Raw genomic sequence first — 23,609 nt, 5'->3', positions numbered from 1 at the left:
GAGCCCGGTGCCCGCGCCCCGGGCTCAGCCCGTGTCCCGCGCTGCCAGGGCCGCCTTGTGCACCGCCCTTACCAGGCGGTCGTTCTCCGGGGCCGCGCCGCCCGGGAAGGCGAAGCGGCGGCGGGTGTAGCCGTAGGCGAGGCCGATCGTCGGGTCGGCGAAGGCCTGGGACCCGGCCGCGCCGCTGTGGCCGATCGTGCCCGCGCCGAGGAAGGGATGCCAAACGTCGGCGGTCGCCTGGAAGCCGAGGCCGAACGATCGGTGGGCGCGCTGCACCAGGTCGTACCCGGTGGAGTGGATCCGGCCGAACTCCGCCACCGTGTCCGGCTTGAGCAGGGGCGTCTTCCCGTCCACCTCGCTGATCATCGCCGCGTACAGGCCCGCGAGGCCGCGTGCCGAGGCCACGCCGCCGACGGAGGCCGGGCCCTTGGCGCGGATCAGGGGGTCGTTGGGGAGGGTCTGCAGATCGGTCGGTTCGGGGCCCTGGCGGTTGAGGGCGATGGAGGCGAGGCTGTGCGGGCCCTCGTACAGGGTGTCGAGGTGGGCCTGCTGCTTGGGGGTGGGCGCCATGGGCTGGACGGGGCGGTAGCGGGGCTCCTGGGCGGCGGGCAGGCCCAGGTGGAAGTCCAGGCCGTAGGGTGCGCGGACGCGCTCCTCGTACAGCTGCTGGATCGTACGGCCCGTCGCGCGCCGTACGATCTCGCCGGTGAGCGCGCCGATGACCAGGGCGTGGTAGCCGAACGCGGTGCCGGGCTGCCAGAACGGCCGCTGGTCGGCGAGGCGTTCGGCCAGTGCGCGGTCGTCGGCCAGCTCGGCGGTGGTGAAACCGGTGTCGGTGCCGACCACGCCCGCGCGGTGGGCGAGCAGGTCGCGCACGGTCAGCGCTCCCTTGCCCTCGGCCGCGAACTCCGGCCAGTAGTACGTCACCGGGCGGTCCAGCTCCAGCGTGCCGTCCTGCACGAGCAGTGCGACCACGAGATGGGCGGCGCCCTTGGTCGACGAGTGCACCGCGTACAGCGCGTCGCCGCCCGGTCCGGCCCACAGGTCGACCACGCGCCGGCCGTGGACGTACGCGCACACCTGCCCCTCGTAGTCCGGAAGCTCCGACCGCACGAACGCGGCGAACTCCTCGCGCACCGGCTCGTAGCCGTCGGCGACGGTGCCGTGGATCTCCTGGGTCATCCGCCCTCCTCGACCTGACTGCCGTTCACCGGGGGGACACAGTAGTTCCCGCAGAGCGGTACGGCGGTGCGGGCCTGTTCGACTCAACGGCGGCCGGGTGCGGCCGGGGTGGGCCGTGAGAGCCCCGGCAGGGCCCTCGATAAGGTTTTCCCATGCGTGATCTAGGGGTGGGTTTCGGATATCTCCTGAAGGGCCAGCGGTGGATGGCCCAGCACCGGAAGGCGTACGGCTTCGGCCTGCTGCCCGGGCTGATCACCCTGGTGCTGTACACGGCGGCGCTGATCGCGCTCGCCCTGTGGGGCGGGGACCTCGTCAGCTGGGCGACCCCCTTCGCCGACGACTGGCCGAGCCCCTGGCTCGGGCTCTTCCGCGGCCTGCTGACCGCCGTGCTGTTCGCCCTCGGCCTGCTGCTCGCCGTGCTCACCTTCACCGCGGTGACCCTCCTGATCGGCCAGCCCTTCTACGAGAGCCTGTCCGAGGACGTCGACCGGGACGCCTCCCCCGACGGCACGGCGCCCGAGTCCGGTCTGCCGCTCTGGAAGGAGCTGTGGATCTCGGCCCGGGACAGCCTGCGCATCCTGGTCCGCGCCGGGCTGTGGGGCCTTCTGCTCTTCGTGCTGGGGTTCCTGCCCTTCGTCGGCCAGACGGTGGTGCCGGTGATCGGGTTCTTCGTCACCGGGTTCTTCCTCACCGAGGAGCTGACCGCCGTCGCCCTTCAGCGCCGCGGCGTCGAGCTCCGCGGCCGCCTGGAGCTGCTGCGCGCCCGCAAGCCGCTGGTGTGGGGCTTCGGCACGCCGCTCGGCCTGGCCTTCCTGGTGCCGTTCGTGGCGGTGTTCCTCATGCCGGGCGCGGTCGCGGGCGCCACCCTGCTCACGCGTGAGCTGCTGGGCGAGGAGACGGGCGGCACGCCCGTCCCGGAGCCCGCCGTCGGCGGCGGGGACATGTGAAAGTTTGTACGAGGTTGCGGCGGGCTGATGGAACGCCGGCCGCTCGCGCCGCCGCCGCGGTTAGCGTCGGACCGGGACAGTGCTGCCCATGAGCAGCCCCGGTCCGGGACCCTGACCCTGGGCCGGGGCTTGTGCGCCCTCCGGCCGCGGGGCCCGTGCTCCGGTGCGGTCAGCGCACCGAGAAGCCGTAGACCGTCTCCGAGCGGAAGACCTCCCCCGGACGCAGCTCGGTGCTCGGGAACTCCGGACGGTTGGGGGAGTCCGGGAAGTGCTGGGTCTCCAGGGCGATCCCGGCGCCCGGGCCGAAGGGGGCGCCGAGGTGGTCGGCGGTGTACAGCTGGAGGCCCGGCTCGGTCGTCGCCACCGTCAGAACGCGGCCCGATGCCGGGTCGTGCAGTTCGGCCACCTCCACCGGGGTGTTTGTGACGCCCTTGTCCAGCACCAGATTGTGGTCGTACCCCGGGCCCACCGTGCGGAGCCGGCGGAAGTCGAGGCGGGTCCCCGCCACCTCCGCCAGGGCGCCGGTGGGGATCAGATCCGCGTCGACCGGGGTGTAACGGGAGGCCGCCAGCCGCAGTTCATGGCCGCCGGCGTCCTGGGAGCCGCTCAGGTTCCAGTACGTGTGGTTGGTCAGGTTGACCACCGTGGGCGCGTCCGTGACCGCGGTGTACGCGATGTGCAGGGCGCCCGACGCGTCCAGGGTGTACGTCGCCGTGACCTCCAGCCGGCCCGGGAAGCCCTCCTCGCCGTGCGGGCTGACCCGGGTGAGGCGTACACCGTGCTCGACCGGTTCCGTCCGCCACAGCCGTTTGTCGAAGCCCCGGGGGCCGCCGTGCAGCGAGTTCGTCCCCTCGTTCCGTTCGAGCGCGTACGTGTGCCCGTCCAGCGGGAAGCGGCCCCGGGCGATCCGGTTGGCGTACCGCCCGATCAACGCGCCCAGGAACGGCTCCGGATGGGCCAGATAGCCCTCCAGCCCGGGAAAGCCCAGCACCACGTCCGCCGTGCGCCCGTCCCGGTCCGGCACCTCCACCGACTGCACGATCCCGCCGTACGACAGCACGCGCACCCGCACCCCGGCCCGCTCCAGCGTCCAGCGCTCCACGGCGGAGCCGTCGGAAAGCGTGCCGAAAGGTTCTCTCCTGGGGAAATCCTGGAAACCCTGGACCATTTTTGTGATCACGGATTCTTCGCGGTGACGGTCCGGTAGGCGATCTCGGCCAGGCGCGCCTGCCCGTCCCGGCTCGGGTGGAACCAGTCCCAGCGGCTCAGCTGCCGGGTGCTGAACTGATAGTTGAAGACCGCATTGCCGTCGAAGCGGCAGAGGCGGTCCTTCGCGCAGACCTCCTCCAGCACCGCGTTGTACGCCCGCACCCGCTCCTGCACCGTGTCGCGCCGCTTGACGGCCGCCGCGTCCAGCGCGTCCGCGTCGCCCAGCATCGACGGGCACAGGCCGAGCTTCCAGATCTGCTTGCCCAGGGGGTTGGTACGGCCCTCGGACCACAGCCGCTTCAGATTCGGCACGCTGGCGACGTACACCTGCGTCGTCGGCAGTGCCCGGCGCAGGGTGTTCATCGCGGCCTGGAACTGGGCCCGGAAGTCCGCCACCGGCGTCATCGCGGCCGTCGACTCCCGGCAGGCGTCGTTGGCGCCGGCCATCACCGCCACCAGCTCCGGCTTCCTGCGCACGGCCCGTGCCATCTGGTCGTTCAGGTCCGCCATCCGGGACCCGGTCTCCGCATAGTTCCAGCTGCGCTCGGCCGTTCCCTTCTCCCCCAGCAGCCGCAGCGCCAGGCTGTTGACCTCCGGGTCGGTGCCCGTCGCCCAGGACGCCTCCAGGCAGTCCGTCAGCACCATGCACGCGTCGAAGCCACGGGTGATCGAATCGCCGACCGCGGCTATCGACCTCGGGCGGGGGTTCCATTCGGGTGACGGCGTGGCGGTCGGACGAGAGGCCCTGCCGGCGGTGCCCGCCCCGGAGGCGTCGTCACCGACGGCGTAGCAGCCCGCGGTGGTCAGCACGGCCGCTGCCACCACGGCGTGAGCGGCCCGGGTACGGTGACGTCGCTTCCGCATGCCCTGGTGCTCCCCTCGGTCGTCCTGCAGTGCTTCTCTCCATGAGAACGCGCGAGGGTTCCCGCCCCCACTCGAGTGGGCGGCTCGTACCCGTACAAGCGTCCCCCCGGGTGAATGGAGGGTGTTTCCTGCCGCCGGGACCGACGGTACGTCACCCTCCTTGCGCGTTTGCAGGGTAGCCTCGCCCTCGACGTGGCCTTCAGCGCCACCTCATGTCCGCCCCCACCCCTGTCCCGCTCTGCCCGGAGGTCCCGGTGACGACACGTGGAGTTCTGTATGTGCACTCCGCGCCGCGCGCGCTGTGCCCGCACGTCGAGTGGGCCATCGCCGGTGTGCTCGGCACGCGCGTCAGCCTGGACTGGATCCGGCAGCCCGCCTCACCCGGCACCTGGCGCTCGGAGTTCTCCTGGCAGGGACAGGTCGGTACCGCCTCCAAGCTCGCCTCCGCCCTGCGCGGCTGGCAGCTGCTGCGTTTCGAGGTGACCGCCGAGCCCTGCCCGACCGCCGAGGGAGAGCGCTACAGCTGCACCCCCGACCTCGGCATCTTCCACGCCGTCACCGGCATCCACGGCGACATCCTCATCCCCGAGGACCGTCTGCGCGCCGCCCTTCTGCGTTCCCAGCGGGGCGAGACCGACCTGGAGGCGGAGATCGCCAAGCTGCTGGGCAAGCCCTGGGACGACGAGCTGGAGCCGTTCCGCTATGCGGGTGAGGGAGCTCCGGTCCGCTGGCTCCACCAGGTGGTCTGACGGCCTCCCGGCCCCGCCGGGCCCCGGACTTCCCGGACACCCGGCCTCCCGGTCCCTCCGTGCCTCGTCCGGGCCTTCTTCGGCCTCTCCCCGGACTCCCGGTCTCCCCGGAGCGGCGTTGTGCCTCCTCGGATCGATTCACCTCTTCGGACCCTCCGTTCCCCCGGATTCCCGAGCCGGATCCCGAGCGGACCCGGATGCCCGAACGACAAGGGCCCCCACCGGCCGGTGGGGGCCCTTGCCGTGTGCGAAAACGGCTGCTCAGACCGTCCGGAACGCCAGGACCACGTTGTGCCCGCCGAAGCCGAACGAGTCGTTCAGCGCGGCGATCCTGCCCTCCGCGGGCAGCTTGCGCGCCTCTCCGCGGACCACGTCCGCGTTCGCCTCGGCCTCGGGGTCGATGTTGTCGATGTTGATCGTCGGCGGGGCCACCCGGTGGTACAGGGCCAGCACCGTCGCCACCGACTCCACGCCGCCCGCGCCGCCGAGCAGGTGACCGATCATCGACTTGGTCGCGGAGACCGCGATGTGGTCGGCGTGGTCGCCGAAGACCTTGCGCAGGGCCTTCAGCTCGGCGATGTCACCGGCCGGCGTGGACGTGGCGTGCGCGTTGACGTGCACGACCTCGGCCGGGTCCAGGTCGGTGCGCTCCAGCAGGTTCTGCAGGGCGTGCGCGATGCCGCGGCCCTCCGGCTCCGGCTGGACGATGTCGTGGGAGTCGGCGGAGATGCCCTGCCCGACCGCCTCCGCGTAGACACGGGCGCCGCGCTGGGCGGCGTGCTCGGCGGACTCCAGGACGAGCACCCCCGCGCCCTCGCCGAGGACGAAGCCGTCCCGGTCGATGTCGTAGGGACGCGAGGCGCCCTGGGGGTTCTCGTTGTTCTTGGACATCGCCATCATGTTGCCGAACGCGGCGATGGGCAGCGGGTGGATCGCCGCCTCCGTACCGCCGGCGACGACGACGTCGGCGCGGCCGGTGCGGATCATCTCAATGGCGTAGCCGATGGCCTCGGCACCCGAGGCGCACGCGGAGACCGGCGTGTGCACACCGGCGCGGGCACCCACGAACAGGCCCACGTTGGCCGAGGGGCTGTTCGGCATCAGCATGGGGACGGTGTGCGGGGAGACACGGCGTACGCCCTTCTCCTTCAGCACGTCGTACTGCTCCAGCAGGGTCGTCACACCGCCGATGCCGGAGGCGACGACCGTGCCGAGCCGGTCCGGGTCGACGGGGGCGCCCTCGCCCGCCTTGCCGGTGAAACCGGCGTCCTTCCAGGCCTCCTGGGCGGCGATCAGCGCGAACTGCGCGGAACGGTCCAGACGGCGTGCCTGCGGCCGAGGAAGGATCTCGGTCGGTTCCACGGCCACCGGGGCCGCGATCCGGACGGCTTGGGCGGCCGCCCAGTCCTGGGTCAGGGGCTTCACACCGGACTTGCCGGCGACCAGTCCCTCCCAGGTCGAGGCTGCGTCGCCACCCAGCGGTGTGGTTGCGCCGATACCGGTGACGACCACGGTGCGATTGGTCGAGCTCACGGGAATTCTTTCTCCAGCGGATTCGAGGAGGACCACCCCCGCTCGCGCGGGGGACAACGGCGCCACCGCCGGGTGGCGGGGCAGTCAGCCCAGAGCTGTGATCGGTCGATCAGCTCTGGTGCTTGAGGATGTACTCGGTCGCGTCGCGGACCGTCTTGAGGTTCTTGACGTCCTCGTCGGGGATCTTGACGTCGAAGCGCTCCTCGGCGGCGACGACGACCTCGACCATGGACAGCGAGTCGACGTCCAGGTCGTCGGTGAAGGACTTGTCCAGCTGGACGTCCTCGACCGGGATCCCGGCGATCTCGTTCACGATCTCCGCGAGACCGGCGACGATCTCTTCCTGAGTGGCGGCCATGTCGGCGCTCCTTCGCAACTATTCCAGAGGGTGTGGCGCCCACCGCGGCAGCGGCAGGTGATGCGGCTCCCATGCCGGAAACATGATCCGGCACGGAGTGCCTAGGGGAGGGTAACGACCGTCGCGGCGTAGACGAGACCCGCCCCGAAGCCGATGACGAGCGCGGTGTCGCCGCTCTTCGCCTCGCCGGTCGCCAGAAGCCGCTCCATCGCGAGCGGAATCGAGGCGGCCGAGGTGTTGCCGGTGGTGCGGATGTCACGGGCGACCGTGACACGCTCCGGCAGTTTGAGGGTCTTCACCATCGAGTCGATGATCCGCACATTGGCCTGGTGCGGGATGAAGACGTCCAGTTCGTCCGGGGTGATCCCGGCCGCGTCCAGCGCCTGCTGGGCGACCTTCGCCATCTCGAACACGGCCCAGCGGAACACCGCCTGGCCCTCCTGCGTGATCGCGGGGAACTTGACGTTGCCCTCGCTGTCCCGGGGAAGGTCGGCCGCGTCGGCCTTGCGGAAGCGGTCCCAGGGCACGGTCTGCTTGATCGTCTGGGCCTTGTCGCCCTCCGAGCCCCAGATGGTCGGACCGATCCCGGGCTCCTCGGAGGGACCGACCACGACCGCGCCGGCGCCGTCGCCGAACAGGAAGGCCGTGGCCCGGTCCTCCAGGTCGGTCAGGTCGCTGAGCCGCTCCACGCCGATGACGAGGACGTACTCCGCCGATCCCTCGACGATCATGCCCTTGGCCAGGGTGAGGCCGTAGCCGAAACCGGCGCAGCCCGCCGAGATGTCGAAGGCGGCCGCCTTGTCCGTGCCCAGCTTGTCGGCGATCTCGGTGGCGATGGCCGGGGTCTGGCTGAAGTGCGAGACGGTCGAGACGATCACGGCGCCGATCTGCGAGGCGTCGATCCCGGCGCTCGCGATCGCCTTGCCGGAGGCCTCGATCGACATCGCCGCGACGGTCTCCTCGGGCGACGCCCAGTGCCGGGTCTCGATGCCGGAGCGCGAGCGGATCCACTCGTCGGACGAGTCGATCTTCTCGAGGATCACCTCGTTGGGCACCACGCGCGTGGGCCGGTAGCCGCCTACGCCCAGAATGCGCGCGTACGGGGCGCCCTTGGCGGGTTTGATCTTCGGCATGATCGTCGGCTCCTCAGGGATCGTCAGGCGTGCTCGGAGATGAGCTCGCGGGCCGCGTCGAGGTCGTCGGGGGTCTTCAGCGCCAGCGTCTTCACGCCGGGCAGCGCGCGCTTGGCCAGACCGGTCAGCGTGCCGCCGGGGCACACCTCGATCAGGGCGGTGACGCCGAGCTCCTTGAAGGTCTCCATGCACAGATCCCAGCGGACGGGGTTGGCGACCTGGCCGACCAGCCGCTCGACGATCTCGGCGCCGCTGTGCACGGCCCGGCCGTCCTTGTTGGAGACGTAGATGACCTTCGGGTCGGTGGGGGTGAGCGCCTTGGCGGCCTCGGCCAGCTTGTCGACCGCGGGGGCCATGTGGTGCGTGTGGAAGGCACCGGCCACCTGCAGCGGGACGATCCTGCGCACACCCTCGGGCTTGTCCTCGTTCAGCGCGGCCAGCTGCTCCAGGGTGCCGGCGGCCACGATCTGGCCCGCGCCGTTGACGTTCGCCGGGGTCAGGCCCAGCTTCTTCAGATGCGCGACGGACACCTCCGGGTCGCCGCCGAGCAGCGCCGACATGCCGGTCCGGGTGATCGCGGCGGCCTCGGCCATGGCCTGGCCCCGCTTGCGCACCAGGGTCAGGGCGGAGATGTCGTCCAGGACGCCCGCGAACGCCGCGGCGGTGATCTCACCGACGCTGTGGCCCGCGACCACGTCCGCGTTGATGTCACCCAGTGCCGAGGCCGACAGCAGGCCGGCGGCCACCAGCAGCGGCTGGGCCACCGCGGTGTCGCGGATCGCGTCCGCGTCGGCCTGCGTCCCGTAGTGGACGAGGTCCAGTCCGATGGCGTCCGACCAGGCGTTCACACGGTCGGTGGCACCGGGCAGTTCGAGCCAGGGAGTCAGGAAGCCGGGCGTCTGGGCGCCTTGGCCAGGAGCGACGAGTACGAGCACTCTCACACTCTCTCTTGGGGACGGCCGGAGCCGCCCGTGAGGACAGGGACGAAGAACACGGAGGGGTTTTGTGGACCCCCGACAAAAGCCTAGGCCTGGGGATCTCCATCAGCCAGACGCCCCAGGATCAGCGCGATTCGTAGTGTGAACGCGGATCGTACATCGGAGGGCGACCAGCCGGTGACGTCAGTCACACGTCGGAGCCGGTAGCGCACGGTGTTCGGGTGAACGAAGAGCATTCTCGCCGCGCCTTCGAGACTGCTCGCCTGTTCCAGATAGACGCTGAGGGTTTCCAGCAGGGCCGATCCGGCCTCCTTCAGCGGTCTGTAGATCTCCTCTACCAACTGCTCGCGCGCACTCGGATCGCCGGCGATGGCGCGCTCCGGCAGCAGGTCGTCGGCCAGCACCGGCCGCGGCGCGTCCTGCCAGGCGGAGCACGCCTTCAGCCCGGCCGCGGCGGCCTGGGCGGACCGGGTGGCGGTGAGCAGGTCGGGCACGACCGGGCCGGCGACCACGGGCCCGGGGGCGAAGGGGCCGATCAGCGACTTGGCCACCGCCAGCGGATTGTCGCTCCCGCCCGCGATCACCACCAGCCGGTTCCCGAGCACCCCGGTGAGCACCTGGAGCTTGGCGTGCCGGGCGGCCCGCCGGATGGCCTCGACGGTCAGCTCGGAGTCCCCGTCGGGCGCGGTCCCGAGCACCACGCACACATGCTCGGGCGCGTTCCATCCCAGGGCGGCGGCCCGGGACACCGCGCCCTCGTCGGCCTCCCCGCTGAGCACGGCATTGACGACCAGGGACTCCAGCCGGGCGTCCCAGGCGCCGCGCGCCTCGGCGGCCTGGGCGTACACCTGGGCGGTGGCGAAGGCGATCTCGCGCGCGTACACGAGCAGTGCCTCGCGCAGCACGGCCTCGTCCCCGGGTGCCGCCACCTCGTCGATGGCGGACTCCATGACCTCGATCGTGGTGCGCACCATCTCCACGGTCTGCCGCAGCGTGATCGCCCGGGTCAGCTCGCGCGGTGCGGTCCCGAACACATCGGTGGAGATGGCCTGGGGCGCGTCGGGCCGCCGGAACCACTCGGTGAAGGCGGCGATGCCCGCCTGGGCCACCAGTCCGATCCAGGAACGGTTCTCCGGCGGCATCGCCCGGTACCACGGCAGCGTCTCGTCCATGCGGGCGATGGCCTGTGCGGCCAGCGATCCGGAGGACTTCTCCAGCCGTTTCAGGGTCGCGGCGTGCGGATGGACACGGTGGTCTGCGGCGCGGCTCTGGTGGGATTCGGGTTCGGGCACGGTGACAAGCCTGCCTCATCCGGATGCGTGCGCGTGCCGCCGGGTCGCCACTGGGGCCTCCTCGGGGCTTCGGGGCCGGGGGCTACGGTGGTTCGTGTGACGACGGAAGTACGGCGCGCGGCAGAGCGTTACCGGGGCGGTGACGCGGCGGCCGGGATCACCTCCTGGCACGCCTTCTCCTTCGGCCCCCACTACGATCCGGACAATCTTCGCTTCGGCGCCCTCATCGCCTGCAACGAGGAGCGACTGGCCCCCGGTGCGGGCTTCGACGAGCATCCGCACAGCCACACGGAGATCGTCACCTGGGTCGTCGAGGGCGAACTGACCCACCGCGACTCCACGGGCCACGAGACAGTGGTCCGCCCCGGCGACCTCCAGCACCTGAGCGCGGCGGACGGCGTCCGCCACGTGGAACGCAACGGCACCGGCGCGCCGGTGACCTTCGTCCAGATGTGGCTCACCCCGCTGCGGCCCGGCGGCGCCCCCCGCTACGAACTCGTCCGCGGTGTCGGCGACTCCGCCCCGTACGACGTCCCCGAGGCCGGTGCCCGGCTCCATGTCCGCCGTCCGGCGGCGGGGGAGCGGACGGCGGTACCGGATGCGGCATATGTGTACATCCATGTCGTACGGGGCGAAGTGCGCCTGGGCGAGGACCGGTTGGGCCCGGGGGACGCGGCGCGGATCACCGGCGCCCAGGGCCTGGAGGCGGTGGGCGTGACGGCCGCGGAGCTGCTGATGTGGGAGATGCGGGCCGGGTGAACGGGCCGGTCCCGCGACCGGGTTGTCCGGTTTGCCCGTGAGGCTGTCGCGGCGCGCCGGCCGGTACGTCCGTCCGGCTCGAGGGGCGGCCGGAAGCCGCTGCCGGGGCGTCACCGTCCGCCCGGCGGGGCGGGGACACGGGCGGTGCGCATGCCCGGCCGGCGGTCTCAGCGCAGCTCCGCCAGGACCCCGTCCGTGAACGGCGGCCATGCCTCGACCGCCCACGGGCCGAACGCGCGGTCCGTCAGTGCCACGCAGGCCGCCCTCGCGTCCGGGTCGATCCACAGGAACGTGCCCGACTGGCCGAAGTGGCCGAAGGTGCGGGGGGAGGAGGAAGCACCGGTCCAGTGAGGGGACTTGGAGCCGCGGATCTCGAAGCCGAGACCCCAGTCGTTGGGGTTCTGGTGGCCGTAGCCCGGCAGGACGCCCTTGGTGCCGGGGAACTGGACCGTCATCGCCTCGGCGACCGTGCGGGGGTCCAGCAGGCGCGGGGCCTGGACCTCGGCGGCGAAGCGGAGCAGGTCGTCGACCGTCGAGACCGCGTCCTTGGCCGGGGAGCCGTCCAGGGTCGTCCGGGTCATGCCCAGCGGCTCCAGGACCGCCTGGCGCAGGTACTCCGCGAACGGGATGTCCGTCGCCTTCGCCACATGGTCGCCGAGCTGTTCGATGCCGGCGTTGGAGTACAGCCGCCGCTCGCCGGGCGGGGCCACCACCCGGTGCTCGTCGAAGGCCAGGCCCGAGGTGTGGGCGAGCAGATGGCGGACGGTCGCGCCGGGCGGGCCGGCCGGCTCGTCCAGGTCGATCGCGCCCTCCTCGTACGCCACGAGCACGGCGTAGGCCGCCAGTGGCTTGGTGACCGAGGCGAGGGGGAAACGCCGGTCGGTGGGTCCGTGGGTGCCCAGGACCGTGCCGTCCGCGCGGACCACGCCCGCCGCGGCGGTGGGGACCGGCCAGTTCTCGATCGACGCCAGACTCTTCAACGACATGGCATCGAGCCTAAGCGCTCACAGGTGCAGCTCCAGCAGCGGGTCGGGCTTGGGCCGGAAGCCGAGGGAGGCGTACAGCGGTGCGCCCTCGGCGGACGCGGTGAGCCGCACCCGGTCGGCGCCGCGCTTGCGGAACCAGTCGAGCAGCGTCTCCATGCACGCGCGCGCATACCCGCGGCGGCGGGCGCCGGGGTCCGTCGCGACGCTGAAGACGTACCCGACCGCGCCGAGGGGATTGCCCGGCCAGCCGATCCGGTACTCGATCGTGCCCGCCGCCACAGCGGCCAGCGCCCCCGGCCGCTCCGGGTGGTCCACGACGTACGCCACGAAGTCCCCGTCCTTCTCGGCCAGCTTCGCGCGCAGGGCGGGCAGGGCATCGGTCTGCCAGTGCGTGGAGGTGTCCGCACCGGGCACCGAGTCGAGCATCACCTGGCGCAGCCGCAGCACTTCCTCGGCGTCCTCGGACTCCGCACGTCGTACGAGACCCATGGCCTGCACGGTAGCCACCGCGCCCGCCCCGCACCCCTGCTTTTCGGCCACCTCCCGGATTCGGCTTGCTTGGAGTGCACTCCAACTTCCTAGCGTGAAGGCCATGACGGCGACGCAGAGCACGGCCGTGACCACCGAGGAGACCGTGACCACCGAGGAGACCGAGCAGGCCCCCGCCCGTACCGGCCTCTGCTTCAGACCACCGCGGCTCCCGCGCCCCGACGGGCAGGACAGCTACACCATCAGCGAGGTCGCCGCTCTCACCGGTCTGACGGCCCACACCCTGCGCTGGTACGAGCGGATCGGCCTGTTGGCCCACGTCGACCGTTCGCACACCGGGCAGCGCCGCTACACCAACCGCGACCTGGACTGGCTGGACCTCGTCGGCAAGCTGCGGCTGACCGGGATGCCGGTCGCCGACATGGTCAGGTACGCGGAGCTGGTGCGCGAGGGCGAGAGCACCTACGCCGAGCGGTACGCGCTGCTCCAGGCGACCCGCCGGGACGTCCTGGCCCGGATCGGCGAACTCCAGGACACGCTCGCGGTACTGGACCGCAAGATCGGTTCCTGCGCGGACGCCGTACGTCACCACGAAGAGAAGGAAAAAGAGAAGAGGAACGCGACGCGATGACCGACAGCAGGATTCCGACGGTACGGCTGGGCGAGAGCGGACCCGAGGTCGGCATCCAGGGCCTCGGCTGCATGGGCATGAGCTTCGCCTACGGCCCCTCGGACGCCGAGGAGTCCCGTGCCACCCTGGAGCGGGCCCTGGAACTGGGCGTCACGCTCTACGACACCGCGGACGCCTACGGGAACGGCGAGAACGAGCGGTTCCTCGCACCGTTCCTCAAGGCGCACCGGGACGAGGTCGTGATCGCCACCAAGTTCGGGCTGGTGGTCCCGCCGGACGACCCGACCAGGCGGATCATCCGGAACGACCCGCCGTACATCCGGCAGGCCGTCGAGGCGAGCCTGAAGCGCCTGGACGTCGACGTGATCGACCTCTACTACATGCACCGGCGCGACGTGAACGTCCCGATCGAGGAGACCGTCGGGATCATGGCCGACCTGGTGCGCGAGGGGAAGGTCAAGCACCTGGGGCTGAGCGAGGTCACCGCCGAGGAACTGCGGGCCGCGCACGCCGTGCACCCGATCGCCGCCGTGCAGTCGGAGTGGTCGCTGTTCAGCCGGGACATCGAGGCGCACGTGGTGCCGGCGGCGGCCGAGCTGGGAGTGGCGCTGGTGCCGTACTCACCGCTGGGGCGAGGGTTTTTGACCGGGGGCTTCGTCCACGCGGAGAAGGAGCTGACCGGCGACGACTTCCGGCGCACCATGCCCCGCTACCGGGGGGAGAACGCGGCCGCCAACGCGGCGCTGCTGGAGCCGATCCGTGCGGTCGCCTCCGCCCACGGGGCCTCGCTCGCGCAGATCGCGCTGGCCTGGGTGCAGCAGCGGGCCTCCGTGCACGGGCTGCCGGTCGTCCAGATTCCGGGCACGCGCAGGCCGAGCCGGGTGGAGGAGAACGTGGCGGCGACGCGGATCGTCCTGACCGAGGAGGAGCTGTCCTTGCTGGAGCCGATCGCCGGGCGGGTGGTCGGCGACCGGTATCCCGACATGTCGCTGACCTCGGCGGGACGGGAGTAGGAGAACCGCCCGGCCCGCGCCGCCCCGGTCACAGCTCGGCGAGCAGTTCCGCCTTCTTCACCGAGAACTCCTCGTCCGTCACCAGCCCCGCCTGGTGGAGCTCTCCCAGACGGCGGATGCGTTCCGCGATGTCCGCGGGGTCGCGGCGCGGAGCCGTGACCGCGGCCGTGACCGGGGCCGGGGGGCTCGCCGACCGGATCGCGGCCAGGACGGCCGCCGCGAACGGCAGGGACTCGTGGACCGCGCCGTAGCCGAGGCCGAACACCACCGAGGCCGGGTCCTGGTCCGGCTGCGCCGGCCGTGCGGCGGCGTCGGCGTCACGGGGCAGCAGCCGCAGATGTCCCTCGAACAGCTCCGGCGAGCGCCACTCCACCCCGCCCAGTTCGGCCACGGAGAACCTCTGGTCGCCGGCCTTCCACTTGGCCGAGGACGCCCCCGTCCAGAACCAGCGGAAGCTCACCGTCGTCCCGTCGAAGGACGCCTTCCCGTCGTATGCCTTGAACTGGAGCGGTGCCGCGGGCGGCGCCACCAGGTGGCGGTCGGCCGGACCGCTCTCGGTGAGACGCGCGCGCAGCTCGTCGGCGTAGTACTCGGCGAGCGTCTCCCGTTCGGCCGGCAGCACCAGGCGGTACGGGTCGTGGTTCTCCTTGAGCTGCCCGTCGGCCGCCTCCATCAGCGGATCGGCGCCGGGCCTGGGCTCGGCGCGCAGGACCACCGTGCCGCGTCTGCCCGCGGTGAGCGTCACGCCCTCGAGCGCCGCCAGCGGAATCCGGCGGGTGCCGAGGACCTGGAAGAGCTTTGGCGTTCGAATCCCCCGTTCGTAGCGGATGAGCACGGAGTCGGACTCGAACTCCCAGGCAGCGTGAAATCCGGCCAGTACGTCACCCATACGGCTCATCGTAGGGGGGTGCGGGCCGCTTCGTCCCTCCCCGCACGGACCGCACTTCCTGCTGTCCTCAAGCGCGTCCGGCCGCCGATGCACCGGACAAATCCGCCCGGCACCTGTCGTCGCCATGGGCGCACCGCACCGAGTCGTAGGCGCCGACCCCGATCCCGGCGAGGTTGGTCAGGCTGTCGGTGCCCGGCTCGAAATAGCCGGCGTGGCCCTTCGCGCCCCGTGCCGACAGCACCCGTGCCCCGAACGCCGGGGAGACCGGGTCGGCGCCGTGGCCGAGCCCGCCGAACTCCAGGTAGGGCACGTCCCGGATCCAGTCGGTGGCGTCCCGCATCGCCCACACCCGGGCGGAGGTGCGCAGTTGGGAGACCTTGTCCACCCGCATGCCGGGGCTGGCGGCCACCGCTATGTCGGACACCCGGTGCGGCAGCCCGCGCGCGGCGAGGCCGCACACCACCGAGCCGTAGCTGTGGCAGAACAGCGCCACGGGGGAGACGCCGGGCAGCCCGTGCAGCAGCCTGTTCAGCCGGACGGCGCCCTCCTTGGCGCGCATCGCCGTGGCCGCGTCCATGCCGATCCCGCTGGGCGCGGTGTAGTCGGCCCAGGCGATCACGGCCGTGCGCATGCCGGGGGCCGCCGTGCGCTCGGCCGAGTACAGCGCCTTCGCCATGCCGTGCGGTGCCGAGTACGGCCGGTAGGTCCTCTGGAAGGTGAGCAGATCGGTGTCGACGCCGGGGACGACGACGGAGATCCGCTCCGCCGTGCGCAGATCGCCGAAGACCTCGGCGACGCGGCCGGTGCCCTCGGGGTCGAAGGCGAGGATCTGCCGGTCCTTCGCCATCAGCATCGTGTAGCGGTGCACACGGCGGCCGGCCTCCTGCAGCCCGGCCGGGGTGAGCCGGCTGTCGCGCATGCGCCTCAGCTCGGCCTCGCGCGCCTGGCGGAGCGCGATGCGGTTGGCCTGGTAACGCAGCTTGACCGGAGCGCCGTTCATATTGCCGACCGCGAGCGGATAGCGGCGGGCGAGCCGGCTGCGGTCCTGCGCGCTGAGCGAGGCGAAGAAGCGGCTCAGCCGGGCGGGGGACGAGTCCGGGGCGGGCAGCCGGTGGCCGTGCAGCCGGCCGTTCTCCCATGCGGACAGGGACGCCTGCAGGGCGGTGGTCGCGCGGTGGCCGCGCACGGCGCTCCAGCCGGTGGTGGCCAGCATCACGAAGACCACGGCCAGCGCGAGCAGGGCACGCCAGACGGTGAGGTGGGGGGAGGTCTCGAAGGAAATCACTGGGAGGACACATTAGGAGAACGAGACGGTCTCGGGACGGCCGAGTGGCAGGAATCACGTTTGGGATCGCGCGGGGGCGTCCTGGACCGTGCGCCGTCCGTACGCCTGCTCAGGACCGGGCGGGTGTACGCCAGTTCCCGGTGAGCGCCGGCCCCACCTGGTCGAGATGTGCGGCGGCGAGTTCCCGTATCGCCTCCAGGCCGCCGTTCTCGTCCGCGCTCCACTGACGGGTCGTCACCCGCATCACCGCGCCGAAGACGGCCACCGCCAGCCGCGGCCGGGGATCGGCGTCCACGTCCAGGCCCTCGCGCTCGGCGAGCAGGCGCGCGATCTGCTCCTCGGTCTCCGCCGAGCGGCGCAGATACGCGGCCAGCAGGACCGGCGTCGACTCGATCACCCGGAACATGCGCAGGAACAGCTCCACGGGGACGACGGCCACCACGGCGTCGCTGATGGTGTCCCAGCTCTCCAGCACCGCCCGGCGCAGCGCCTCCAGCGGGGGCTCCTCGGGCGGGCGGGCGCGCAGCGATGCGACGAAGTGCTCCTCCGCCATCCCGTGCACGGCGAGGGCGGCGTCCTCCTTGCCGCCGAAGTAGCGGAAGAAGGTGCGCGGGGAGACGTCGACGGCCTCGGCGATCTCGTCGACCGTCGTGCGTTCGTATCCCTGGGTGGTGAACAGCTCGAGGGCGGACCGCAGCAGCGCGTCCCTGGTGCGCTGTTTCTTGCGCTCGCGCAGCCCCGGACGCGACGACAGCGTCCGTGACGCCTTCCCGGCGGTCTCCGCCGTCCTCATGGAGCTCCCCGGCCCCTTTCCCCGCACTGCTCACCGGTTCCCCCGCTCAGACTACAGGGGAGTGATCAGTCAGTTACTGACGGATGAAAGCGTTTGTCGATTGTCAGTGACTGTCATTAGCTTCAAATTATGACTAGTCAGACCATCGAATCGACCGGAGCGGAAGACAGCGTTCCGGCATCTCCGGCGGGTCCCGCGCCGTCCCGAGGACTGCGCGGACGCCCGTGGGCCACCCTGATCACCGTCGCCGTGGGCGTCATGATGGTGGCCCTCGACGGCACCATCGTGGCCATCGCCAACCCGGCCATCGCCGAGGACCTGAACGCCAATCTCGCGGACGTCCAGTGGATCACCAACTCCTACTTTCTCGCCCTCGCGGTCTCCCTGATCACCGCGGGCAAGCTCGGTGACCGCTTCGGGCACCGGCAGACCTTCCTCGTCGGGGTGGCCGGCTTCGCCGCCGCCTCCGGGGCGATCGGACTGTCCGGCACCATCGCCATGGTCATCGTCTTCCGGGTCTTCCAGGGACTGTTCGGCGCGCTGCTGATGCCGGCCGCGCTCGGTCTGCTGCGGGCCACCTTCCCGGCCGAGAAGCTCAACATGGCCCTCGGCATCTGGGGCATGGTCATCGGTGCCTCCACCGCCGGCGGCCCGATCCTCGGCGGGGTCCTCGTCGAGCACGTCAACTGGCAGTCGGTGTTCTTCATCAACGTGCCCGTCGGCGTCCTCGCCGTGGCCCTGGGGGTGCTGATCCTGCTCGACCACCGTGCCGAGAACGCGCCGCGCTCCTTCGACCTCCTCGGCATCGCCCTGCTCACAGTCGCCGTGTTCTTCCTGGTCTGGGCCCTGATCAAGGCACCGGAGTGGGGCTGGGGCGACAGGGCGACATGGCTGTTCATCGTCCTGTCGCTCATCGGCTTCGGCGGCTTCGCCCTCTGGGAGAAGAAGGTGAGGGAACCGCTGATCCCGCTGACGCTGTTCCGCTCGGTACCGCTGTCCGCGGGCGTGGCCCTCATGGTCCTGATGGCCATCGCGTTCATGGGCGGCCTGTTCTTCATCACCTTCTATCTGCAGAACGTGCACCGGATGACCCCGGTCGAGGCGGGCATGCACCTTCTCCCGCTCACCGGCGCGATGATCGTCGGCTCCCCGCTCGCGGGATTCATGATCACCAAGCTGGGCCCGCGCATTCCGCTGGCCGGCGGCATGGCCGCCACCGCGCTCGCCATGTACGGCCTGTCCACGCTGGAGGTGGACACGGGCAGCGGGATCATGTCGCTCTGGTTCGTCGTGCTCGGCATCGGTCTGGCCCCCGTCATGGTCGGTGCCACCGAGGTCATCGTCGGCAACGCACCCCTGGAGCTGTCCGGTGTGGCCGGCGGGCTGCAGCAGTCCGCCATGCAGATCGGCGGCAGCCTCGGTACGGCCGTGCTGGGCGCCGTGATGGCCTCCCGGGTGAACAACACCCTGGGGGACAACTGGGAGAAGGCGGGACTTCCGCCGCTCACTCCCGCTCAGCTGGAGGGGGCCTCCGAGGCGGTCCAGGTCGGTGTGGTGCCGCCGATGCCGGAGGGAACGCCCGAGGAGATCGTCGCGAAGGTCGCCTCCGTCGCGCACGACACCTTCATCTCCGGCATGAGCCTCGCCTCCCTCATCGCCGCCGGCATCGCGGCCGTGGCCGTTCTGGTGGCACTGCTCACCAAGCGCGGGGAGAACGCGGAGGCGGGCGCGGGAATCGGCCACATCTGACCGGCGGAATTCGCCCATCAGAGTGAGCGTGGCGAAGATCCCTCGCCTTCGGTGCATACCACAGGTGACAGTGGGTCAAGTCCTCCGCAGGGAATGAAAACGGGGGACGGGCGGCTGCCGCGCGCTGCTGGAGGGGGGCAGCGCGCGGGCGGCTTCCCGGTACGGAACCGGGGCGCCCGAGCCCCGCACCCGGGGCGGCTCCGGCCCGGTGACGGGACGGAGGCCGACGACGGCGGGCCCCGGGTGCACAGCGCGCGGGCGCCCCGGGCCGTCCGGCCGGACCGCACGTCCGGGCCGTGCCCCGGGGCGCACGGCCGTTTTGGGCACGGCGGGCCCCGGCCCGGATGCGGCGGGGACACCCGGGCGGGGCGGAGAAGTCCGCGGGGACCGAGTCTTCGGGAAGGAGCCGCGGCGCCTACGCGTCCCCGCCCGCCGTCCCCGGAACGACCGCCGTCACATCGAGGAGCCGGTAGCGGTCGATGGCCTGCTTCAGCACCGACCGGTCGACCTTGCCCTCGCGGGCCAGCTCCGTCAGCACGGCCACCACGATCGACTGCGCGTCGACGTGGAAGAACCGCCGGGCCGCTCCCCGGGTGTCGGAGAAGCCGAAGCCGTCGGTGCCCAGCGACTGGTAGGTCCCCGGCACCCAGCGGGCGATCTGGTCCGGCACCGAGCGCATCCAGTCGGAGACGGCCACGAACGGCCCCTCGGCCCCGCTCAGCTTCCGCGTCACCCACGGCACCCGCTGCTCCTCCTCCGGGTGCAGCAGGTTGTGCTCCTCGCACGCCACGGCCTCGCGCCGCAGCTCGTTCCAGGAGGTCGCCGACCAGACGTCGGCCCTGACGTTCCACTCCCGGGCGAGGATCTGCTGCGCCTCGAGCGCCCACGGGACCGCCACGCCCGACGCCAGGATCTGCGCCGGGATCTCGCCCGCGGTGCCCCGGCCGATCCGGTGCAGGCCCTTGAGGATGCCCTCGACGTCCACGTCCGCCGGCTCGGCCGGCTGCGGGATCGGCTCGTTGTAGACGGTGAGGTAGTAGAAGACGTCCTCGCCGTGCGGGTGCTGCTCGTCGCCGCCGTACATCCGGCGCAGCCCCTCCTGCACGATGTGCGCGATCTCGTACGCGTACGCCGGGTCGTACGCCACGCACGCCGGGTTGGTCGAGGCGAGCAGATGCGAGTGGCCGTCGGCGTGCTGCAACCCCTCGCCGGTCAGGGTCGTGCGGCCGGCGGTCGCTCCCAGGACGAAACCGCGCGCCATCTGGTCGGCCATCTGCCAGAACTGGTCGCCGGTGCGCTGGAAGCCGAACATCGAGTAGAAGACGTACACCGGGATCAGCGGTTCGCCGTGCGTGGCGTACGCGGAGCCCGCCGCGATCAGCGAGGCCACGCAGCCGGCCTCGGAGATGCCGTCGTGCAGCATCTGCCCGGTCGGCGACTCCTTGTAGGCGAGCAGCAGATCCCGGTCCACCGACTCGTACTGCTGGCCCAGCGGGTTGTAGATCTTCGCGCTCGGGAAGAAGGAGTCCATGCCGAAGGTGCGGTACTCGTCGGGCGCGATCAGTACGAACCGCCGGCCGATCTCCTTGTCCCGGATGAGGTCCTTCAGCAGCCGGACGAAGGCCATGGTGGTGGCGATGGGCTGCTGGCCCGAGCCCTTCTTCACGGACGCGTACGTCTTGTCGTCCGGCAGGCGCAGGGGCTTGGAGCGCACGATCCGGGTCGGCACATAGCCGCCGCAGCTCCTGCGGCGGTCGTGCATGTACTGGATCTCCTCGCTGTCGCGGCCCGGGTGGTAGTACGGCGGCAGGCCGGACTCCAGCGCCTTGTCGGGGATCGGCAGGTGCAGACGGTCGCGGAAGTGCTTGAGGTCGGCGACCGTCAGCTTCTTCATCTGGTGGGTGGCGTTGCGGCCCTCGAAGTTCGGGCCGAGCGTCCAGCCCTTGATCGTCTTGGCCAGGATCACCGTCGGCTGGCCCTTGTGCTCCAGGGCCGCCTTGTACGCCGCGTAGATCTTGCGGTGGTCGTGACCGCCGCGCCCCAGCATCAGGATCTGGTGGTCGGTCATGTTCTCGACCATCTTGCGCAGCCGGTGGTCGTCGCCGAAGAAGTGCTCGCGGATGTACGCGCCGGACTCGGTGGCGTAGGTCTGGAACTGGCCGTCCGGCGTGGTGTTCATCTTGTTGACCAGCACGCCGTCGCGGTCCTGGGCCAGCAGCGGGTCCCAGGAGCGGTCCCAGATCAGCTTGATCACGTTCCAGCCGGCGCCGCGGAAGATCGACTCCAGCTCCTGGATGATCTTGCCGTTGCCCCGCACCGGGCCGTCCAGGCGCTGCAGATTGCAGTTGACCACGAAGGTCAGGTTGTCCAGGCCCTCACGGGCGGCGAGGGACAGCTGGCCGATCGACTCCGGCTCGTCCATCTCGCCGTCGCCGAGGAACGCCCACACATGCGACTCGGAGGTGTCCGCGATCCCGCGCGCGTGCAGGTAGCGGTTCATCCGGGCCTGGTAGATCGCGCTGATCGGCCCGAGGCCCATGGAGACGGTCGGGAACTCCCAGAAGTCCGGCATCGAGCGCGGATGGGGATAGCTGGGCAGTCCGTAGGGCGCCTTGGACTTCTCCTGGCGGAAGCCGTCCAGATGCTCCTCGGTGAGCCGGTCCAGCAGGTACGCGCGCGCGTAGATGCCCGGTGAGGCGTGTCCCTGGAAGAAGATCTGGTCGCCGCCGCGGCCGTCGTCCTTGCCGCGGAAGAAGTGGTTGAAGCCGACGTCGTAGAGAGAGGCGGAGGAGGCGAAGGTGGCGATGTGGCCGCCGACGCTGATGCCCGGGCGCTGGGCGCGGGAGACCATCACCGCCGCGTTCCAGCGGGTGGCGTTGAGGATCCTGCGTTCGATCTCCTCATTGCCGGGGAAGAACGGCTCGTTCTTGGTGGGGATGGTGTTGACGTAGTCCGTGCTGCGCATCTCGGGCACGGCCACGCGCTTCTCGCGGGCGCGCTCGATCAGCCGGAGCATGAGGTAGCGGGCCCTCTCCCGGCCCCGCTCCTTGATGGCGGCGTCGAGAGAGTCGAGCCACTCCTGGGTCTCCTCGGGGTCGAAGTCAGGAACCTGACTCGGAAGACCGCCGATGATGATCGGGTTTCGATCGGGTCCGGAAGCCACGGTGTTCCTCACCTGTCAGAGGGCTGACATACCTGGGACGTGCTGCTGACATGTCTGGGGTGTTCGAAAAGGTGTTCTAGGGGCTGTTCTGGAGCTGTTCTGGATTTTTCCCGGGTTCGGGCCGGTTCGCCTGCCCGCGCCCGCATCGTTCCCCATCGTGTACCTCGCGGGAGCCGGGCGTCATCTCTACCCCGAGGTAACAAAAGCGCCCCCGTGCGTCTCCTGCCCGCGCCCGGTTCCCGGACGCGCAAACCGGGCAGAAGGGTGTGGTGTGTGTCACCGCCGACCGCGATACCGTGTCAGGAGTTGCGGCGACACCGCCGGGATCGTCACCGTTTCGACGGTCCGAACCGTTGGGTACTTGCGCGATCCGGCCCGCCCGTGTGGACTACGGCCAATGCTTCGCGCACGCGCGTGGCTAGAAGACCTATATCGCAACATCATCAGGAGGCAACCCGTGAGCGCGACCGCGGACCACGCGGAGGAGCGGACGAACCCGGCCGTCAGGCTGGGGTTCCGGCCCGGGCAGGTGGTCCAGGAGATCGGCTACGACGACGACGTCGACCAGGAGCTCCGTGACGCCATCGAGGACGCGATCGGCGGCGAGCTCGTGGACGAGGACTACGACGACGTGGCCGACGCCGTGGTGCTGTGGTTCCGCGACGAGGACGGCGACCTGACGGATGCGTTGGTGGACGCCACCACGTACATCGAAGAAGGTGGTGCGATCCTGCTTCTCACGCCGAAGACCGGCCGTGCGGGGTACGTGGAGCCGAGCGACATCTCCGAAGCCGCGACCACGGCGGGCCTGACGGCGAGCAAGAGCGTCAGCGTGGGCAAGGACTGGAGCGGCAGCCGTCTGGTGACGCCGAAGGCGGCGAAGTCGAAGCGGTGACCGTTCCCCTTCGGCGACCGCTCGGCGACCGTGCGGTGACCTCGGCCGGCGCGGCCGGCCCGGGGGCCGCGCGCCCCGGAGAATCCCCTTTCGCCGGCCCGACGGCTCTTCGTCCGAGCGCCGGACGGGCCGGCCCGTGCCCGGCCCGTCCGACGGCCCGAGGTGATCACTGCGTAGGGTGGTTCCACCCGAACAGTCCACCGAAGGGAAAAGCAGGACGATGGCGATCCAGGTCGGCGACAAGGCACCCGACTTCGAGCTCAAGGACAACCACGGCCGCACCGTGAGGCTGTCCGACTTCCGCGGCGAGAAGAACGTGGTGCTGCTCTTCTACCCGTTCGCCTTCACCGGCGTGTGCACCGGTGAGCTGTGCGCGCTGCGCGACAACCTGCCGAAGTTCGTCAACGACGACACCCAGCTGCTGGCCGTCTCCAACGACTCCATCCACACCCTGCGTGTCTTCGCCGAGCAGGAGAACCTGGAGTACCCGCTGCTGAGCGACTTCTGGCCGCACGGCGACACGTCCCGCGCCTACGGCGTCTTCGACGGGAACAAGGGCTGCGCCCTGCGCGGCACCTTCATCATCGACAAGGAGGGCGTCGTGCGCTGGACCGTGGTCAACGACCTGCCGGACGCCCGTGACCTGAACGACTACGTCAAGGCGCTCGAGGCCCTGTGATCCGGGAACCCGACACCGGCGACTCGACGTCCTGAAGGTCTGCATGGGCCGGGAACCCGTCACTACGATCGAG

General features: G+C 71.1%; 22 protein-coding genes. 8 read left to right on the top strand and 14 right to left on the bottom strand.

Going from position 1 to position 23,609, the window contains the following annotated elements:
- Nucleotides 1–24 precede the first annotated feature (24 nt).
- Nucleotides 25–1,182 carry a serine hydrolase domain-containing protein gene (locus tag CCN35_RS00785; protein WP_067397406.1) on the bottom strand — a complete coding sequence of 386 codons (1,158 nt, stop codon included), beginning with the start codon at nt 1,180–1,182 and terminating at the stop codon, nt 25–27.
- A 152-nt stretch (nt 1,183–1,334) separates the two neighbouring features.
- On the opposite strand from CCN35_RS00785, the gene CCN35_RS00780 reads away from it, so the two are divergent.
- Nucleotides 1,335–2,129: an EI24 domain-containing protein gene (locus tag CCN35_RS00780; protein ID WP_067397407.1), complete on the top strand. Its 795-nt coding sequence runs from the start codon at nt 1,335–1,337 to the stop codon at nt 2,127–2,129.
- A gap of 169 nt (nt 2,130–2,298) precedes the next feature.
- Here CCN35_RS00780 and CCN35_RS00775 read toward each other — a convergent pair whose 3' ends face one another.
- Nucleotides 2,299–3,297, bottom strand: coding sequence for an aldose epimerase family protein (locus CCN35_RS00775; RefSeq protein WP_067397408.1), 999 nt, complete (start codon nt 3,295–3,297; stop codon nt 2,299–2,301).
- 8 nt (nt 3,298–3,305) lie between these two features.
- On the bottom strand, nt 3,306–4,202 hold the full coding sequence (locus CCN35_RS00770; protein WP_067397409.1) for an SGNH/GDSL hydrolase family protein: 897 nt from the start codon (nt 4,200–4,202) through the stop codon (nt 3,306–3,308).
- Nucleotides 4,203–4,456: 254 nt separating this feature from the next.
- Here CCN35_RS00770 and CCN35_RS00765 point away from each other — a divergent pair, with 254 nt between their 5' ends.
- On the top strand, nt 4,457–4,951 hold the full coding sequence (locus tag CCN35_RS00765; protein WP_067397410.1) for a DUF3145 domain-containing protein: 495 nt from the start codon (nt 4,457–4,459) through the stop codon (nt 4,949–4,951).
- Between the two features lie 261 nt (nt 4,952–5,212).
- Here CCN35_RS00765 and fabF read toward each other — a convergent pair whose 3' ends face one another.
- The 5 genes from fabF to CCN35_RS00740 form a co-directional block, all read right to left on the bottom strand.
- On the bottom strand, nt 5,213–6,484 hold the full coding sequence (gene fabF, locus CCN35_RS00760; protein ID WP_067397411.1) for a beta-ketoacyl-ACP synthase II: 1,272 nt from the start codon (nt 6,482–6,484) through the stop codon (nt 5,213–5,215).
- Nucleotides 6,485–6,593: 109 nt separating this feature from the next.
- Complete coding sequence (locus CCN35_RS00755) at nt 6,594–6,842, bottom strand: acyl carrier protein (protein WP_067397412.1); 249 nt, start codon at nt 6,840–6,842, stop codon at nt 6,594–6,596.
- Nucleotides 6,843–6,943: 101 nt separating this feature from the next.
- Nucleotides 6,944–7,975, bottom strand: coding sequence for a ketoacyl-ACP synthase III (locus tag CCN35_RS00750; RefSeq protein ID WP_067397413.1), 1,032 nt, complete (start codon nt 7,973–7,975; stop codon nt 6,944–6,946).
- Nucleotides 7,976–7,998: 23 nt separating this feature from the next.
- Complete coding sequence (locus CCN35_RS00745) at nt 7,999–8,910, bottom strand: ACP S-malonyltransferase (protein ID WP_086791180.1); 912 nt, start codon at nt 8,908–8,910, stop codon at nt 7,999–8,001.
- 89 nt (nt 8,911–8,999) lie between these two features.
- Entirely contained in the window at nt 9,000–10,205 is a 1,206-nt protein-coding gene (locus CCN35_RS00740; protein WP_067397415.1) for a PucR family transcriptional regulator, read from the bottom strand.
- Between the two features lie 96 nt (nt 10,206–10,301).
- Here CCN35_RS00740 and CCN35_RS00735 point away from each other — a divergent pair, with 96 nt between their 5' ends.
- Nucleotides 10,302–10,964 carry a pirin family protein gene (locus CCN35_RS00735; protein WP_067397416.1) on the top strand — a complete coding sequence of 221 codons (663 nt, stop codon included), beginning with the start codon at nt 10,302–10,304 and terminating at the stop codon, nt 10,962–10,964.
- Nucleotides 10,965–11,131: 167 nt separating this feature from the next.
- Here the strand turns inward: CCN35_RS00735 and CCN35_RS00730 are convergent, their stop codons facing one another.
- Both CCN35_RS00730 and CCN35_RS00725 read right to left on the bottom strand, forming a co-directional pair.
- On the bottom strand, nt 11,132–11,950 hold the full coding sequence (locus tag CCN35_RS00730) for a serine hydrolase domain-containing protein (protein WP_067397417.1): 819 nt from the start codon (nt 11,948–11,950) through the stop codon (nt 11,132–11,134).
- Between the two features lie 18 nt (nt 11,951–11,968).
- Nucleotides 11,969–12,439 carry a GNAT family N-acetyltransferase gene (locus CCN35_RS00725; RefSeq protein ID WP_086791178.1) on the bottom strand — a complete coding sequence of 157 codons (471 nt, stop codon included), beginning with the start codon at nt 12,437–12,439 and terminating at the stop codon, nt 11,969–11,971.
- A 103-nt stretch (nt 12,440–12,542) separates the two neighbouring features.
- On the opposite strand from CCN35_RS00725, the gene CCN35_RS00720 reads away from it, so the two are divergent.
- Nucleotides 12,543–13,070, top strand: coding sequence for a MerR family transcriptional regulator (locus tag CCN35_RS00720; protein WP_086791176.1), 528 nt, complete (start codon nt 12,543–12,545; stop codon nt 13,068–13,070).
- Nucleotides 13,067–14,083 carry an aldo/keto reductase gene (locus CCN35_RS00715; RefSeq protein WP_067397418.1) on the top strand — a complete coding sequence of 339 codons (1,017 nt, stop codon included), beginning with the start codon at nt 13,067–13,069 and terminating at the stop codon, nt 14,081–14,083. Before CCN35_RS00720 ends, CCN35_RS00715 begins: the two co-directional genes overlap by 4 nt.
- A gap of 28 nt (nt 14,084–14,111) precedes the next feature.
- Here CCN35_RS00715 and CCN35_RS00710 read toward each other — a convergent pair whose 3' ends face one another.
- The 3 genes from CCN35_RS00710 to CCN35_RS00700 all read right to left on the bottom strand — a co-directional run bounded on the left by CCN35_RS00710 (nt 14,112) and on the right by CCN35_RS00700 (nt 17,050).
- Nucleotides 14,112–14,972: a DUF4429 domain-containing protein gene (locus CCN35_RS00710; RefSeq protein ID WP_086791174.1), complete on the bottom strand. Its 861-nt coding sequence runs from the start codon at nt 14,970–14,972 to the stop codon at nt 14,112–14,114.
- Between the two features lie 67 nt (nt 14,973–15,039).
- Nucleotides 15,040–16,257, bottom strand: a complete 1,218-nt coding sequence (locus CCN35_RS00705; protein WP_067397420.1) for an alpha/beta hydrolase — start codon at nt 16,255–16,257, stop codon at nt 15,040–15,042.
- Nucleotides 16,258–16,366: 109 nt separating this feature from the next.
- Nucleotides 16,367–17,050: a TetR family transcriptional regulator gene (locus CCN35_RS00700; RefSeq protein ID WP_067397421.1), complete on the bottom strand. Its 684-nt coding sequence runs from the start codon at nt 17,048–17,050 to the stop codon at nt 16,367–16,369.
- A 129-nt stretch (nt 17,051–17,179) separates the two neighbouring features.
- Here CCN35_RS00700 and CCN35_RS00695 point away from each other — a divergent pair, with 129 nt between their 5' ends.
- Nucleotides 17,180–18,799: an MFS transporter gene (locus CCN35_RS00695; protein ID WP_067397422.1), complete on the top strand. Its 1,620-nt coding sequence runs from the start codon at nt 17,180–17,182 to the stop codon at nt 18,797–18,799.
- A 415-nt stretch (nt 18,800–19,214) separates the two neighbouring features.
- On the opposite strand, the gene aceE is transcribed toward CCN35_RS00695, so the two are convergent.
- A complete protein-coding gene (aceE, locus tag CCN35_RS00690) occupies nt 19,215–21,962 on the bottom strand; it encodes a pyruvate dehydrogenase (acetyl-transferring), homodimeric type (protein WP_086791172.1) in 2,748 nt (915 codons plus the stop codon).
- A gap of 457 nt (nt 21,963–22,419) precedes the next feature.
- On the opposite strand from aceE, the gene CCN35_RS00685 reads away from it, so the two are divergent.
- Entirely contained in the window at nt 22,420–22,857 is a 438-nt protein-coding gene (locus CCN35_RS00685) for a DUF3052 domain-containing protein (protein WP_067397424.1), read from the top strand.
- A 220-nt stretch (nt 22,858–23,077) separates the two neighbouring features.
- Nucleotides 23,078–23,536 (top strand): peroxiredoxin, encoded by a 459-nt coding sequence (locus CCN35_RS00680; RefSeq protein WP_086791170.1) that lies wholly within the window; start codon nt 23,078–23,080, stop codon nt 23,534–23,536.
- Nucleotides 23,537–23,609: the final 73 nt, after the last annotated feature.

It is taken from the genome of Streptomyces thermovulgaris, from assembly GCF_002155915.1.
Classification (GTDB): Bacteria; Actinomycetota; Actinomycetes; order Streptomycetales; family Streptomycetaceae; genus Streptomyces; species Streptomyces thermovulgaris.
The sequence above is the reverse complement of the archived record's forward strand: the minus strand, read 5'-3'. Positions and strand labels throughout refer to the sequence as shown.